Source organism: Actinoplanes sp. HUAS TT8, from assembly GCF_051380535.1.
Classification (GTDB): domain Bacteria; phylum Actinomycetota; class Actinomycetes; order Mycobacteriales; family Micromonosporaceae; genus Actinoplanes.
In genome coordinates, this window is record NZ_CP195646.1 from 6,300,220 (window position 1) to 6,313,940 (window position 13,721).

Here is a 13,721-nt window from a genome sequence, read left to right on the forward strand (position 1 = left end):
GCCCCGAAGGTCAGACCGTTATCCCTCTGATATGGAGGGCGTCACCGTACGGAATCCCATGTTGCCGGTCGACGAGTCGGGCGTGTTGGACGAGCGGGCCGCGTTGCGGTATCGGTTGCAGTAGGAGTCGTGGCACAGGTAGGACCCGCCGCGGATCACCCGGGCCGTGCCCAGGGACGGCCCGCGCGGGTCGTCCACCGGCGACTGGGCGTAGTACCGGGGCGAGAACCAGTCCGCGCACCACTCCCACACGTTGCCGACCGGCTGGTAGAGGCCGTAGTCGTTGGGCGCGAAGGACCGGGCCGGCGCGGTGGTGACCCAGCCGTCCTCGGCCGTGTTGGTGTCCGGGAACTCGCCCTGCCAGATGTTGCAGGCCCATTCCCCCGCGGGCAGCGTGTCGCCCCACGGGTAGCGCAGCCCGGCCCGGCCGCCGCGGGCCGCGCACTCCCACTGCGCCTCGCTGGGCAGGCTCCGGCCCGCCCAGGCGCAGTAGGCCTGCGCGTCGTCCCAGCTCACGTGCACGACCGGGTGGTCGTCGGCCGCCGTCGAGGAAGGACCGCCGGGGTGCGCCCAGTCGGCGCCCTCGACGCCGAGCCACCACGGGGTGCCGGCCATCCGCCCGGCCACCCGATCCGGGTCGGTCACGGCCAGGTGGAACACGGCCGACCAGCCGTACCGTTCGGCGTCGGTGCGGAAGCCGGTCGCCTCCATGAACGCCCGGAAATCCGCGACGGTCACCGACGTGGCATCAATCTCGAAGCCGTTCACCCGTACGGGATGAACCGGCCCTTCCCCGTCGGCCGGATGACCGTCCCCGTGTGCGTCGCCCATCGCGAACTCCTGCCCGGGCACGCTGACCTGCGGCACGTGATGGGCGCCGGTCCCGTGTTCCGGCGGGGCGGCCGGAGTCGAGGCGGTGCGATCCGACGACGGGGTGCAGCAATTCATGATCGATACGATAGGTCGTCGAGGCCGCTCAGCGTCGGATCGTGGTCCACCGCGCCGACCGCGTACATCGAGGTCATCCAGTGGTAGAAGCGGTCGTCCCGCTCGACCAGCAGGGTGTAGAGCCGCTGCAGCATCCGTTCGCGGACCGGCCGCATCTCCGGGTGACGGTAGATGTTGATCAGCTCGTCCGGGTCGCGTTCCAGGTCGTAGAGCTCGTTGACCGACTCCGGGTTGACGACCAGCTTGTAGCGGTCCTCGCGGAGCATCCGCTGCGGGTACGGGAAGTGGTGCCCGTGGAACTCGCAGACGATGTCCGGCTGCCACTCCGGCGTTTCGCCCCTGACCAGGGGTGCGAGGCTGCGGGAGTCGACGGCCGGGGCGGTGTCGGCGCCGGCCAGGTCGAGAATGGTGGCCGTGCAGTCCAGGAGGCTGACGAACTCGTCGCGGACCTGCGGCGTGGCGCCGGGGATGCGGATGATTCCGGGAGTGCGGTAAATATCCTCATACATCGCCGGGCCCTTGTCGTGCAGGCGATGTGCTCCCGTGAACTCCCCGTGGTCACAGGTGAAGAAGACGGTCGTGTCCATCTCCAGCCCAAGATCGTCCATGGCGGAGAGGATCCGCCCGATCTCGTGGTCGATCATCGAGACGTAACCCCAGTAGACCGCGATCAACTTCCGGGTGACCTCGATCGGCATCGAGTCGAACGTCCAGTGCGCACTGTAGTTGCGCTGCACCGGCGGCTTCCCCTCGAACGTCTCCGCGATCGACTTGGGCAGTTCCACCACGGCCGGGTCGATCAGGTCGAAGTACTCGTCCGGCACGATGTACGGCAGGTGCGGCCCGAAGAAGTGCGTGGCCAGGTAGAACGGCTTCCCGTCGGCCGCGTACCGCCGGAGCAGTTCGATCGTCCGATCGGCCAGGTAGTGCTCGAACGTCGCTTCGAGGGGCTGATTCAGTCGCGCGGCCAGCAGATTCCCCGGTCCCCCGTTCGGCAGGGTCCCGCGGATCCGGTCCGTGATCTCGTACGGCGGAAGGTCGTGCTCCTTCAAATAGTCGAGATAGTCCTGATGGTCGACCGGGTTGTGCCATCCCGGCAGATGAGGACCGTCGAAGCCGTAGTCGGCCGGGGACTTGGCCGTGCTCGCGTGCCACTTGCCGAGCAGCCCGCAGTTGTAGCCCCGCTCCCGCAACGCGACCCCGAAGGTGAACGCGTCGTCCGGCAGGTCTTCCTGATAACCGACGTTGCGCTCCTGGTTGGCCAGCACCTTGTGGCGGAACGGCGCCTGCCCGGTGAGCAGGCTGGCCCGCGCCGGCGTACAGATGGCGGTCGGGGTGTACCACCGGTCGAACCGGGTGCCGGTCGCGGCCAGCCGGTCCAGGTGGGGTGTGCTGACGTGCGGATTCCCGTACGCGCCGAGCGTGTCCACCCGGTGCTGGTCGGTCATCAGGAAGAGGAAGTTCACTTCTTGAAGCCCTCGCCGGTGTAGTAGGTCGACGGGTCCGGGTTGGCGGTCAGCTTGCCCGCGCCCACGAAGTACTCGCCCATCGCGGTGAGCCACTTGGTGATCGTCCCGTCGGCGGTGTAGCCGTCCAGGGTCTTGGAGTCGAGCATCTGGCTGTTGGCCGCGTCGGCCCTGACCGCGTCCTCGCTCTGCTTGTTCAGCGCGGCGACCAGTTTGACGGTCTCGTCCGGGTGCGCGGCCCGGTAGTCCATGGCCTCGCGCAGCACCTGGACGACCTTGGTGGTCCTGTCCGCGGCGACCTCGTTGCGGCTGATGAACGCGGTCGGGAACGCCATGGTGTCGGCGAAGTCGGAGTCCTTGGCCAGTTCGACCAGGTCCGGCTTCTTGGTCTTGATGGTGGCGATCGCCGGGTACCAGAAGCCGGCCGCGTCGATCTGCCCGGCGCCGAACGCGGTGACGATGGTGGCCGCGTCCATCGGGGTGCGCTTGATGTCGGCGTTGGTCAGGCCGGCCTTCTTCAGCGCCAGGGTGAGGATCATGTCGCCCGAGGTGCCCTCGGGGACGCCGACCTTCTTGCCCTTGAGCTGGCTCAGGTCGGTGATCCCGGCCTGCCCGATGACCCGGTCGGCGTTGCCCAGCGAGTTCAGCGAGATGATCTTGGCCTTGCCGGAGGCGGGCAGCCAGGCCGCGCCCGGCCCGATGTAGCCGTAGTCCAGATCACCGGCCTGCATGGCGGTGACCTGCAGCGGACCGTTGGTGAACACCTTGGCCGAGACTTCCAGGCCCTGCTTGGCCCAGAGCTTCTGGTCATTGGCGACGGCCAGCAGGCTCGCCCCGTTGAAGTCGGCGATATACCCGAAGGTCACTTTTTCTGATGATTTTTCGCCCGCGTCCTTCCCGCAGGCGGCCAGGCCGGCGAGCAGGGCGGCGGAGAACAAGGCGCGGCGTCTCATGCGAACGACTCCTGATGATGAACAGCGCTCCACACACGATTGCGCAGAGCGGAGAAGGCGGGGCTCAAACGAATTTCTTCGGTACGGGGATGGGGCAGTTCCACGTCCACGATCTCGGCGATCCGCCCCGGCCGGGCCGCCATCACGACCACCCGGTTGGCCAGGAAGACCGCCTCGTCGACGTCGTGGGTGATGAACAGGACGGTGCGTTTCTCCTGCTCCCAGGTGTGCAGCAGCTGCTCCTGGAGACGGACCCGGGTCATCGCGTCGACCGCCCCGAACGGCTCGTCCATGAGCAGGATCGACGGGTTCACGGCGTACGCGCGGGCGATCGCCACCCGCTGTTTCATGCCGCCGGACAGCGTCTTGGGCAGCGCGTCGGCGAACCGTTCCAGGCCGACGAGCTCGATGAAGTGGTCGGCGATCCGCCGGCGCTCGGCCCGCGTCACGCCCTTCTCGCGCAGGCCGAACTCGACGTTCTTGCGCACGGTCAGCCACGGGAACAGCGCGTACTGCTGGAAGATCACGCCCCGGTCCGGACCCGGGCCGGTGACCGGCTTCCCGTCGACCAGGGCCTGACCGCCGGTCGGGGTCTCCAGGCCGGCCAGGATGTTCATCAGCGTCGTCTTGCCGCACCCGGACGGGCCGACGACGGTGACGAACTCGTTGTCCCGGATCTCCAGATCGACCCCGCCGAGCGCGACGAACTCCTCGCCCTTGAGCGGGAACACCTTGCGTACGTCAGCAATTTTGATCATCGGGTCTCCTGCCACGAGGTGAGCCGCCGCTCGGCGAGCAGCAGGAGCCGGTCCATGATCAGGCCGAGCACGCCGATGCTGATCAGCCCGACGAAGATGGTCGGCAGGTCGTAGTAGAGCTGCGCGGCCTGCATCCGGTAGCCGAGGCCCTGCTGGGCGGCGATCAGCTCGGCGGCGACCAGGGTGGCCCACGACGAGCCCAGCCCGATCCGCATCCCGACCAGGATGAACGGCGACGACGCGGGGATCACCACGCGGGCGAAGATGGTGTGGTCCCGTGCGCTCAGCACCCGGGCCGCGTTGATCAGCGTCCGGTCCACGTTGACCACGCCCTGCAGGGTGGCGATCACGCAGGACAGGAACGACGCCAGGAAGATCACGAAGATCTTCGGGGTCTCCTCGATGCCCATCAGCACGATGGCCAGGGGGATCAGCGCGAGCGGCGGGATCGTCCGGAAGAACTGGATCCACGGTTCGATCAACGCCCGGACCGGCGGGTACCACCCCATCAGGAACCCGATCGGCACGGCCGCGACCACCCCGAGCAGGAAGCCGGCGAGCACCCGCCTCAGGCTGGCGAGCACGTCCCCGCCCAGCGTGCCGTCCTCGATCAGGTCGATCGCCCGGCTCAGCACCACCGGCGGCGCCGGAATGTCCAGGCCGGAGAGCGACAACCCCCACCAGACACCGAGGCCGATCACCACCGAGATCACATTCAAAGCCCATTTGGGTACGGCCATCCGCCGCCGCTCCCGAGCGGGAGCCGGAGCGGCCTCCACCAGCGTCATTCCGTACTCCCGTCGAGGTTCGAATAGCCGGCCAGCAGCGGCGACTGCCGATACAGAGCGGCGACCGCCCCGCGCGCGCCGTCGTCGTCGCCCAGCCGCGCGGCCCGTACCACCGGCCCGCTGTCATTCCCGGTCCCGTTGCCGGCCACGTCGTGCCCGGGCGGCACCCGCTCGGCCGCCACCACCCCGGCCGCCCGGTCCACGATCGCCGGGACCGCCCGGGGCAGGTCACCCCCGATCACGATCAGCTCCGGGTCCAGGACCAGGGCGGCCGCGGCCAGGACCCGCCCGACCGCCACCCCGATCCGGTCGATCGCGGCCGCCACCGCGGGCTCGTCACGCCGCGCGGCCAGCTCGTCCAGGCTCTTCACCCCGGCCGCGGCCAGGGCCGGGCCGATCGAGGCGACCGTCTCCAGGCAGCCGCGCTTGCTGCAGCGGCACTGTTCGGCGCCTCCGGCCGGCACGTGACCGAACTCGCCGGCCGCTCCCCCGGCGCCCTCGACCAGCCGGCCGCCGACGATCAGGCCGCCGCCGATGCCGGCCGCCAGCCGGATGTAGAGCACGTCGCGCGCGTCGGTGGTGCCGGCCTCGGCGAGCGCCGCGAACCGGGTGTTGTTGTCCACGATCACCGGTGCCCGGAACGCGTCGGTGAACGCGGCCGACACGTCGGCGCGGGCCGTCCCGGCCGGGTACGGCCCGGTCACGCCGACCCCGACGCCCTGCAGCGCGGAGAGGTTTATCCCCTGCTCCCGGCCGAGACGGTCGATCAGGGCGAGGCCGGCGCGGATGCGGGCGGGCAGGGAGGTGCGGGACGCGTACGGCGTGACGCCGCTCGCGATGATCTCGTGCGCGGCGTCGGTGACCACCGCCCGTACCCGTGAATGCCCCAGATCGACACCGAGGAACTGTCCCGACCGGGGATCGAGGGCCAGCAACTCGGCCGGGCGGCCGCTGCCCGCACGCCGGTCGGCGTCGGTGGTCACCTTCACGATCGCGCCCCGGCCCAGCAGATCGCCGGTGATCTCGGAGAGCGTGGTGCGCGACAGGCCCGAGCGGGCCGAGATCTGGGCCCGGCTCAGGGTTCCGTGCTCCCGCAGGATGGCCAGGACACGCTCCTCGTGAGCGCGTCTGACCAGCGCGTGGACGCCTACCGTGACTGACACGCGGCAACCGTAGTCAGCCCGCAATTTTTCCGTCAACGATCCGGCAGAATTATCTCTTCAAAACTGGTAGGAAAACTTCCATGTGGCGCGGGCACCCGAACCCCGAAACCACCAGGAAAGTTTCCAAAACGGACTGTGCGAATTCGGGCCTGCCAACGGGACCCCGCCGACCGTGATCAACATGTCACCCTGTGCCGATGTCCGCAGCGCGTCATCGAGCCGAGATCCCGCTGGCCCCCGACCCCGCCCCGGAACCTCCGCAGTGGAAGGACCCGGCCGCCAACCGGACCGGCCAGCTCGTCTGGCAGTTCATCGGGGTCGGCCTGCTCGGCGGCTGCGCGCCGTTCGTGCTCGACGGCGTCGCCCACGGCTACGAGCTCGGCGGGACGACATACACCGTCGCCACCACCGGCATGCTCCTGGTCGTCGGCGCCGGCCTGATCACCCTGCTCTACCTGCTGGTCCGGGCCACCCCACTGGTCACCCCGCTCGGCGCCACCCGCCGCGGCCGGCTGCTCTGGGCCGCCCTGATCGCCGGCGGCGGCACCATCGCCGTGCTGCTCGGCCGGACCTTCGCCGCCGCCCACGACGACGGCCTGCTGCACAACGGCCGGCTGGCCGTCCTGCTCGGCGGCAGCCTGACCGTCCTGGTCGCGGCCGCACTGACCGGCGGCTGGTGGCTGCGCGCCCCGGCCGCCGTCGCGCTGATCGTGCTGACCTGGACCGGCCTGATCGCGTTCCGCGACACCGGCCCGACCGAGCTCGAGATGCGCCTGACCCAGGCCGGCGCCGACCGCACCGAGATGTGGACCGTCACCGTCCCCGGCTACCGGGTGGTCCACCAGACGTTCGGCCTCGCCGAGACCGGGGACGAATACCTGCCCGCCCCCGGCTCCGCGGCCGGCCGGCTGGTCCTGACCACCGTCGACCTGTCGCAGGGCTGCCGGCCGCCCCGATGCGCCGACCCCGATTACCTGCTGCTGACGCCCGGCCAGGCGGTCGTCCTGCCCGGCTCACCGACCCGGGTGGTGATGCTCCGCGGACATCAGGTCCTGGAACTCACCGCCCCGATCGACGCCGACACCGACCGGCTGCGCGACGCGCTCCAGGCCTCCCGCCCGGCGACCGACCCGGAACTGCTCGGGGCACTGCCCGCGGCCCCGGCCGGCAACCCGATCGACGCGTTCCGCATCTGGCTGCGCCACCACACCTGACCCGCGGCTCAGGCGAACTGCGGGATGACCTCCTGAGCGATCGCCAGCAGCGGCTCGTGGTCGTAGGCGACCCGCGGGATGTACGTGATCACGTAGTCCGCCCCGGCCGCCACGATCTTCTCCACCTGCTCGCGCACCTTGGCCACACTGTCGCCCTCCTCCAGGTAGAGGCTCGTCGACTTGGTGATCCGGTCGTAATCGGTGCCCTGCTCGTCACAGTGGCGCCGCAGCACCGCCAGCTTCTGCGCGATCAGCTCCGGGTCGCCGCCGCCCACGTTGCACGCGTCCGCATACTTCGCCACCAGCTTCAACGTCACCTTCTCGCCACCGCCGCCGAGCCACAGGTCCGGCTTGCGCCCGCCGGCCCCCTTCGGCTCGTTGATCGGCCCGTCGATCCGGTAGTGCCTGCCCTGGAAGACCGGCCGCTCCTCGGTCCACATCCGGTGCACGATCTCCACGGCCTCACGGAACGCCCGCATCCGCTCCGGCACGTCGGCCCACTCGTAGCCGTAGGCCTTCCACTCGTGCTCATACCACCCCGCGCCCAGCCCGGCGTAGAGCCGCCCGTGACTGGCCACGTCCACCGTCGACGCGATCTTCGCGAACAGCGACGGCTGCCGGTACCCGTTACAGCCCACCATCTGCCCGATCTTCACCCGGCTCGTGTCCCGGGCCAGCGTCGAACTCACCGTCCACGCCTCGAACGTCGAGTTGATCGTCGGCTCCGGCACGGTGTGGAAGTGGTCATACACCCACACCGAGTCCCACGGCCCCGCGTCGGCCAGCTTGGCGACCGCGGTCATCGCCTCGTACTGCTCCACCGGATCGTCGATCTCGACCAGATCCATCCGCCAGCCCTGCGGCACGAAAACCCCGAACTTGATGCTCATGCACCCAACTTATCGACCTGATCAACCATGCGCGGGTCAGGGCAGTCCCTTCCCTCACCCCTTACTTCATTTGCGCGTACGGCCGTAGCAGCCCACCAACCGCACCCCACCAGCCCGCCCGCTCCGCCGCCCGGCCCAGCCCCCACGCGCCCGCCTCGCCTGAGGAGCCCGTCGCCCGGCCTCCGGTCACGTCGCGTTTGGCATCCTAGGAGGCTAGTCTGGTGCCTATTCCCGGACCGGTCACCCGGACGCAGACGGAAGGTCGCAGGCGCGGGCGGTAAGGCAGGCGGACACGACGCGGGCGCCGGGCCGGGCAAGTGCGGGGCGGCACGAGCGGCGGGCGGCCGGCCGCGGCGCGGGCGACGGCGGGCGGCGCGGGCAGGCGGCGCGGGCGGGGCGCGCAACCGGTGACGCAGGCGCGGGCAGCGCATCGGACGGGCGACCTGATCTTTACCGATCATGAGGTGCGTCACCTGCGGTTCAGTGAACCGACATGGCCACTTCGGCCGTGCTTCTCTGCAGCGCTGCAACCACCAACCCCACGCTGACCTGCATCGTCACGGAACCGAGACGATCTTGGGAGCGCTCTCCGTAACTTTCGGGGGAACTACCGGAAGCGCTCCCAGGACAAAACCGCAGGCTGAGCTTAACCGGTTAACACAAAACGGTCGGTTTCCAGCGTATTGAACTCACGGGTAGCCATGGCATGATTTCGGTGCCGGGCCCGGAAGTTGCAGACATTGCACCCCGACGGTAAGGAGCGCGCCCTCATGGTTGCCGCCAAGCAACGGGTCACCATCGCGGCCATCGCCGACGCCGCCGGCGTCTCGGTGCCGACCGTCTCCCGCGTGCTCAACGGACGCTCCGACGTCTCCCCGGGCACCCGTGAGCTGATCGAGCGACTCCTGCGCGAGCACGACTACCGTCCTCGCAACTCTCGGCATTCCGGGCGAGCCCGGCTGATCGACCTGGTCTTCAACGATCTGGACAGCCCGTGGGCGCTGGAGCTGGTCCGCGGCGTGGAGGACGTGACCCACGCCGCCGGCGTCGGCACCGTGGTCTCCCAGGTGCACCGGCGCACCACCGCCACCCGCCAGTGGCTGCAGAATCTGCGGGCCCGCGCGTCGGACGGCGTGGTCTTCGTGACCTCCGACGTGGCCGAGCCGGTGCACAGCGAGCTGCACCGTCTGCGCGTCCCCGTGGTGATCATCGACCCGGCCGGTGGCGCGGCCACCGACGTGCCGACGATCGGGGCGACCAACTGGTCGGGCGGCCGCACGGCCACCGACCACCTGATCGGTCTCGGTCACCGGCGCATCGGGTTCATCGCCGGGCCGAAGGATCTGCTGTGCAGTCGCGCCCGGCTCGACGGTTTCCGGGCGGCCATGGAGGCGGCCGGCGTGCCGGTCGATCCGAGCCTCATGGAGCAGGGCGACTTCCGTAACGAGTCCGGCTTCCTGGCCGGCGGCCGCCTGCTCGACCTTCCGGACCGGCCGACCGCGATCTTCGCCTCCAGCGACCAGATGGCGCTCGGGGTCTACGAGGCGGCCCGCCGTCGCGGCCTGCGCGTGCCGGATGATCTGAGCGTCATCGGCTTCGACGACCTGCCCGACGCGTGCTGGTCCTCTCCCCCGCTGACCACGATCCGCCAGCCGCTGGCCGAGATGGGTTCCCTGGCCGCCCGCACGATCCTGCGCCTGTCCCGCGGCGAGACGATCGAGACCCCGCGCGTCGAGCTGGTCACCAAGCTGATCGTCCGTGAGAGCACGAAGTCCCTCGCCGAGACCCGGGTCTCCGCCAACGCCTGACCACCGGCCACCGCCCGCCACAGGCCAACGCCTACCCCCGACCACACCGTGATCCGGACCGGTCGGCCGCCTGGTCACCCCATCGCCCGGCGGTGATCCGGCCGGCCCGGCCAGCGGCCGACGACCCGCCCGGATCACCGCCCAGCCGGACGCACGACAAGCGCAAGACGGCCATCTCGCGATCGCCTGAGCAACCGGCCGCAGCCTGAGCACCGGCCGCACGGCGGGCGGCGGCGTTTCCGCGGGCGGCGACCGTCTCCCCCGGTGAACGGTTGCGGACATTCGGGCCCGCGGGCAGCCGGACCCGCCCGTACGGGAAAAGCAAAAGAGGAACGACGGAACCGCCCGGCCCGATGAGAGTCGTGCCCGGCTGCGGAAACCGAACAGCCGGTGTGATCGCGGGAGGAGGAACTCCCGTGATCACACCGGCCGGGCGGAGATCTCTACTTGCCGAAGCCGGCGGTCAGACCGCTGAGCAGCTGGCGGCGACCCACGACGTACAGGATCAGGATCGGCAGGGTCGTCAGCACCACCGAGGCCAGCACGGCCGGGATGTTGATGTTGTACTGCCCCTGGAACGCGGTCAGCGCCAGCGGCAGGACCCGTCGTTCCGGGCTCTGGGTCAGGATCAGCGGCAGCAGGAAGCCGTTCCACACCTGCAGGCCCTGGTAGATCGTCACGGTCACGATCGCCGGGCGGGTCAGCGGCAGGGCCAGACGCCACAGCGTGCCCCACTCGGTGGCGCCGTCCATCCGCATCGACTCGAAGAGTTCCTTCGGGATGTCGCGGATGAAGTTGGAGAGCACCAGCACCGACAGCGGGATCGCGAACGCGATCGACGGCAGGATGATCGCGCCCAGCGTGTCGTACATCTGCAGTTTGATGATGAGCAGGTAGACCGGGATGATCACCGCCTGCAGCGGGATCGCCAACCCCATCAGGAAGACCGCATTGACGGTACGGAGGAACCGGCTCACCGCGCTGCCCCGCACGATCGCGTAGGCGGCCATGAACGACACGACGACGGCCGGCGCCACCGCGCCGACCGTGACGATGACGCTGTTGAAGAAGTACCGGACGAAGTGGTTCTCCAGCACGAACCGGTAGTTCTCCAGCGTCGGCGACGACGGCGGGGCGAGCGGGTTGGTGGAGAAGTAGTCGGCCTGCAGCTTGAAGCTGGTGATCACGATCCAGTAGATCGGGACCAGCACGATCACGAGCCAGAGCCAGCCGGCGAGCCCGCCGAACCAGTTGAACTGCAGCCACCGGGGACGCCGGCCGGGCGAGGGCGGCGCCGCGTGGGCCGCCTTCCCGGCCTTCCGGCTGTCGAGAACGGTCGTCATCTCAGATTCCTTCCAACTGGCTCTCGGTCGCGTCCCGGCCGCCGAGCCGGCGCAGCAGCAGGGCCAGGCCCAGACCGAGCAGGACCAGGATCACCGCGATGGCGCTGGCCGGGCCCATCAGGCCGGTCCGGAAGCCACGCACGTACATGTCGACCGCGAGAGCCCGGGTGGAGTCGCCGGGGCCGCCGGCGGTGAGCACCCAGATCAGGTCGAAGAAGGTCAGCGAGCCGACCACCATCAGCGTCGACGACGTGATGATCGTGTACTTGAGCTGCGGCAGCGTGATGCTGAAGAACTTGCGCACCCGGCCCGCGCCGTCGATCTCGGCCGCCTCGTACATCGCCACCGGGATCTGCCGGACGCCGCCTTGGTAGATCAGCGAGTGGAACGGGATCCACTGCCAGGACACCACGAAGATGACCACGCCGATCGCCAGCTTGCTCTCGCCGAGCCAGTCCTGCTGCAGGAAACCCCAGCCGAGGCTGGCGCCGAGACCGAAGTTCGGGTCCAGCAGCATCTTGTAGGTGATCGCGATGGCCGCCTGGCTGAGCAGCAGCGGGATGAAGAAGAGCACCGCGAGCACGGCACGGTACCGCTTGTGCGAGGCGATGAAGACGCCGATCAGGATCGACAGCGGGGTCTGCGCCAGCCAGGAGAGCGCCATGATCATGAAGGTGATCCACAGCGCGTGCGGCAGACCGGGGTCGCTCAGCACTGACTTCCAGCTGGTCAGCCCGCTGAACGGGACGTTCTGGGTGAGGCCTGTCCACGAGGAGAAGCTGAGCACCAGGACGCCGACGAGCGGGATGAGCCCGAAGATCGTGAACGCGACCAGTGCCGGCCACGCCATCCAGGAGACGGACAAGCCCCGCCCGCCGCTGGACGCGGCGGGCGGAGCTGACCGCACTACAGGCGGTGCAATCGTCATTTGCCGATGGTCGCATTCATGTTGGTGGCGAACTGCTGGGGGCTGATCTGGAGCTGGAACAGCTTCGAGATGTTGTCCAGCAGCGTCTCGGCCGAGGACGGGCTGAGCGCCTGGTCCCAGGACTGGCCGAAGTTCTTGGCCTTGCTGGAGACGTCGTAGATGAAGTTGAGGAAGTCCTTGTCCGGGGAGGACGCCAGCTTGGCGTTCGAGCCCTGGACGATCGGGACGCCGCCCGAGTCGATCCAGCCCTGCTGCTCGGTGTCGTCGAGCATGCTGGCGAAGAACTTCTTCGCGGTCTCCTTCTGCTTGTCGGTCGCCTTGGAGGAGATCGACAGGAACTGACCGGCGTTACCGTACGTGTTGGTCGGGTCGCCCTTGCCGCCGTCATACGCCGGGAAGCTGGCGAAGCCGAGCTTGCCGTCCTTGATGAAGCTGCCGCCGTCGGACTTGATGATGCCGTACGACCAGGAGCCGTGCAGCTCCATGGCAGCCTTGCCGCGGTAGAGCAGCGCCTGGTCGGCGTTCGAGTCGGCGGTGACCGACGAGAAGCCCTTGACGAAGCCCTTGGCGTTGATGAGCTCCTGGATCTTGGTGAGCGCGGTGATCGCGTCCGGGTTGCTCCAGGCGTCCTTCTGGCCGTCGTAGGCGTTGTTGAAGACCTCCGGGCCGCCGATGCGGTCGAAGAGCAGCTCCAGCCACATCATGTTGGTCCAGCGCGACTGGCCGGCCAGCGAGAACGGCGCGATGCCCTTGTCGTTGAACTTGGGCAGGATGCTCATCAGCTCGGCCCAGGTGGCCGGCGGGTTCTGCACACCGGCCTTCTCGAAGGCCTCCTTGTTGTACAGCATGATGATCGGCTGCACGGTCTCGGCCGGCATCGCGTAGATCTTGCCGTCCACGGTGGCCGGGCCGAAGGAGGCCGGGAACAGCTTGTTCTTGACCGCGGCGTTCTGGGCGAACCAGTCGGTCAGGTCGTCGACCTGGCCGGCGTCGACGTAGCTCTTCAGGCCGCCGCCGCCCCAGCCCCAGATGATGCTCGGGGCCTGGCCCGCACCGATGGCGGTCTTCAGCTTGTCCTTGTACGTGTCGTTCTGGAACGTGGTGACCTTGATCTGGTTACCGGAGTTCGCCTTGTTGAACCGGTCGACCGCGCCCTGACGGATCGGCTCACCGGGAGGGCCGCTGAGGAACCAGTAGGTGGCGGCGTCCCCGCCACCGGAGGCGCCGCCCCCGGTGGTGTCCGCCGGGCCGGAGCTACCGCACGCGGCGAGACCGGTGGCCGCGGCAGCACCCGCGGTGAGACTCAGAAAATTCCTGCGCTTCACGCTTTTCTCCGTACTCGAAGCAAGCCGCGGCGAGCCGCGGGGGGTGATATAGCGATGGCGACGGCGGTCACCGAGTTCCGGAACTTTCGAGTGACAGCCGCAAATTAACGCGAGGTTTCGTTAACGTAGGGTTTCGC

General features: G+C 69.1%; 12 protein-coding genes. 2 read left to right on the forward strand and 10 right to left on the reverse strand.

Annotated features, from left to right (window positions below; translation table 11 throughout):
* Positions 1 to 18 precede the first annotated feature (18 nt).
* The 6 genes from ACSHV8_RS28210 to ACSHV8_RS28235 are packed head-to-tail and all read right to left on the reverse strand — an operon-like array spanning position 19 to position 6,076.
* Positions 19 to 948 carry a formylglycine-generating enzyme family protein gene (locus ACSHV8_RS28210; protein ID WP_436520369.1) on the reverse strand — a complete coding sequence of 310 codons (930 nt, stop codon included), beginning with the start codon at positions 946 to 948 and terminating at the stop codon, positions 19 to 21.
* Entirely contained in the window at positions 945 to 2,414 is a 1,470-nt protein-coding gene (locus tag ACSHV8_RS28215) for a sulfatase-like hydrolase/transferase (RefSeq protein WP_436520371.1), read from the reverse strand. The genes ACSHV8_RS28210 and ACSHV8_RS28215 overlap by 4 nt, the downstream gene beginning before the upstream one ends.
* Positions 2,411 to 3,367: an aliphatic sulfonate ABC transporter substrate-binding protein gene (locus ACSHV8_RS28220; protein WP_436520373.1), complete on the reverse strand. Its 957-nt coding sequence runs from the start codon at positions 3,365 to 3,367 to the stop codon at positions 2,411 to 2,413. Before ACSHV8_RS28220 ends, ACSHV8_RS28215 begins: the two co-directional genes overlap by 4 nt.
* Positions 3,364 to 4,125, reverse strand: a complete 762-nt coding sequence (locus tag ACSHV8_RS28225) for an ABC transporter ATP-binding protein (RefSeq protein ID WP_436520375.1) — start codon at positions 4,123 to 4,125, stop codon at positions 3,364 to 3,366. The genes ACSHV8_RS28220 and ACSHV8_RS28225 overlap by 4 nt, the downstream gene beginning before the upstream one ends.
* Positions 4,122 to 4,913, reverse strand: coding sequence for an ABC transporter permease (locus ACSHV8_RS28230; protein ID WP_436520377.1), 792 nt, complete (start codon positions 4,911 to 4,913; stop codon positions 4,122 to 4,124). The genes ACSHV8_RS28225 and ACSHV8_RS28230 overlap by 4 nt, the downstream gene beginning before the upstream one ends.
* The gene (locus ACSHV8_RS28235) at positions 4,910 to 6,076 is read right to left on the reverse strand and encodes an ROK family transcriptional regulator (RefSeq protein WP_436520379.1); all 1,167 of its coding nucleotides are present in this window, start codon (positions 6,074 to 6,076) and stop codon (positions 4,910 to 4,912) included. Before ACSHV8_RS28235 ends, ACSHV8_RS28230 begins: the two co-directional genes overlap by 4 nt.
* 197 nt (positions 6,077 to 6,273) lie before the next feature.
* Between ACSHV8_RS28235 and ACSHV8_RS28240 the strand changes: the two genes are divergently transcribed.
* Positions 6,274 to 7,290, forward strand: a complete 1,017-nt coding sequence (locus tag ACSHV8_RS28240) for a hypothetical protein (RefSeq protein ID WP_436520381.1) — start codon at positions 6,274 to 6,276, stop codon at positions 7,288 to 7,290.
* Positions 7,291 to 7,298: 8 nt separating this feature from the next.
* Here ACSHV8_RS28240 and ACSHV8_RS28245 read toward each other — a convergent pair whose 3' ends face one another.
* The gene (locus ACSHV8_RS28245) at positions 7,299 to 8,180 is read right to left on the reverse strand and encodes an LLM class F420-dependent oxidoreductase (RefSeq protein ID WP_436520383.1); all 882 of its coding nucleotides are present in this window, start codon (positions 8,178 to 8,180) and stop codon (positions 7,299 to 7,301) included.
* Positions 8,181 to 8,950: 770 nt separating this feature from the next.
* Here ACSHV8_RS28245 and ACSHV8_RS28250 point away from each other — a divergent pair.
* Positions 8,951 to 9,988, forward strand: a complete 1,038-nt coding sequence (locus ACSHV8_RS28250; RefSeq protein WP_436520385.1) for a LacI family DNA-binding transcriptional regulator — start codon at positions 8,951 to 8,953, stop codon at positions 9,986 to 9,988.
* Between the two features lie 443 nt (positions 9,989 to 10,431).
* Here ACSHV8_RS28250 and ACSHV8_RS28255 read toward each other — a convergent pair whose 3' ends face one another.
* The 3 genes from ACSHV8_RS28255 to ACSHV8_RS28265 all read right to left on the reverse strand — a co-directional run bounded on the left by ACSHV8_RS28255 (position 10,432) and on the right by ACSHV8_RS28265 (position 13,584).
* Positions 10,432 to 11,331 (reverse strand): carbohydrate ABC transporter permease, encoded by a 900-nt coding sequence (locus ACSHV8_RS28255; RefSeq protein ID WP_436520387.1) that lies wholly within the window; start codon positions 11,329 to 11,331, stop codon positions 10,432 to 10,434.
* 1 nt (position 11,332) lies between these two features.
* Positions 11,333 to 12,181, reverse strand: coding sequence for a carbohydrate ABC transporter permease (locus ACSHV8_RS28260; RefSeq protein WP_436520389.1), 849 nt, complete (start codon positions 12,179 to 12,181; stop codon positions 11,333 to 11,335).
* Between the two features lie 74 nt (positions 12,182 to 12,255).
* A complete protein-coding gene (locus tag ACSHV8_RS28265) occupies positions 12,256 to 13,584 on the reverse strand; it encodes an extracellular solute-binding protein (protein ID WP_436520391.1) in 1,329 nt (442 codons plus the stop codon).
* Between the last annotated feature and the right edge of the window lie 137 nt (positions 13,585 to 13,721).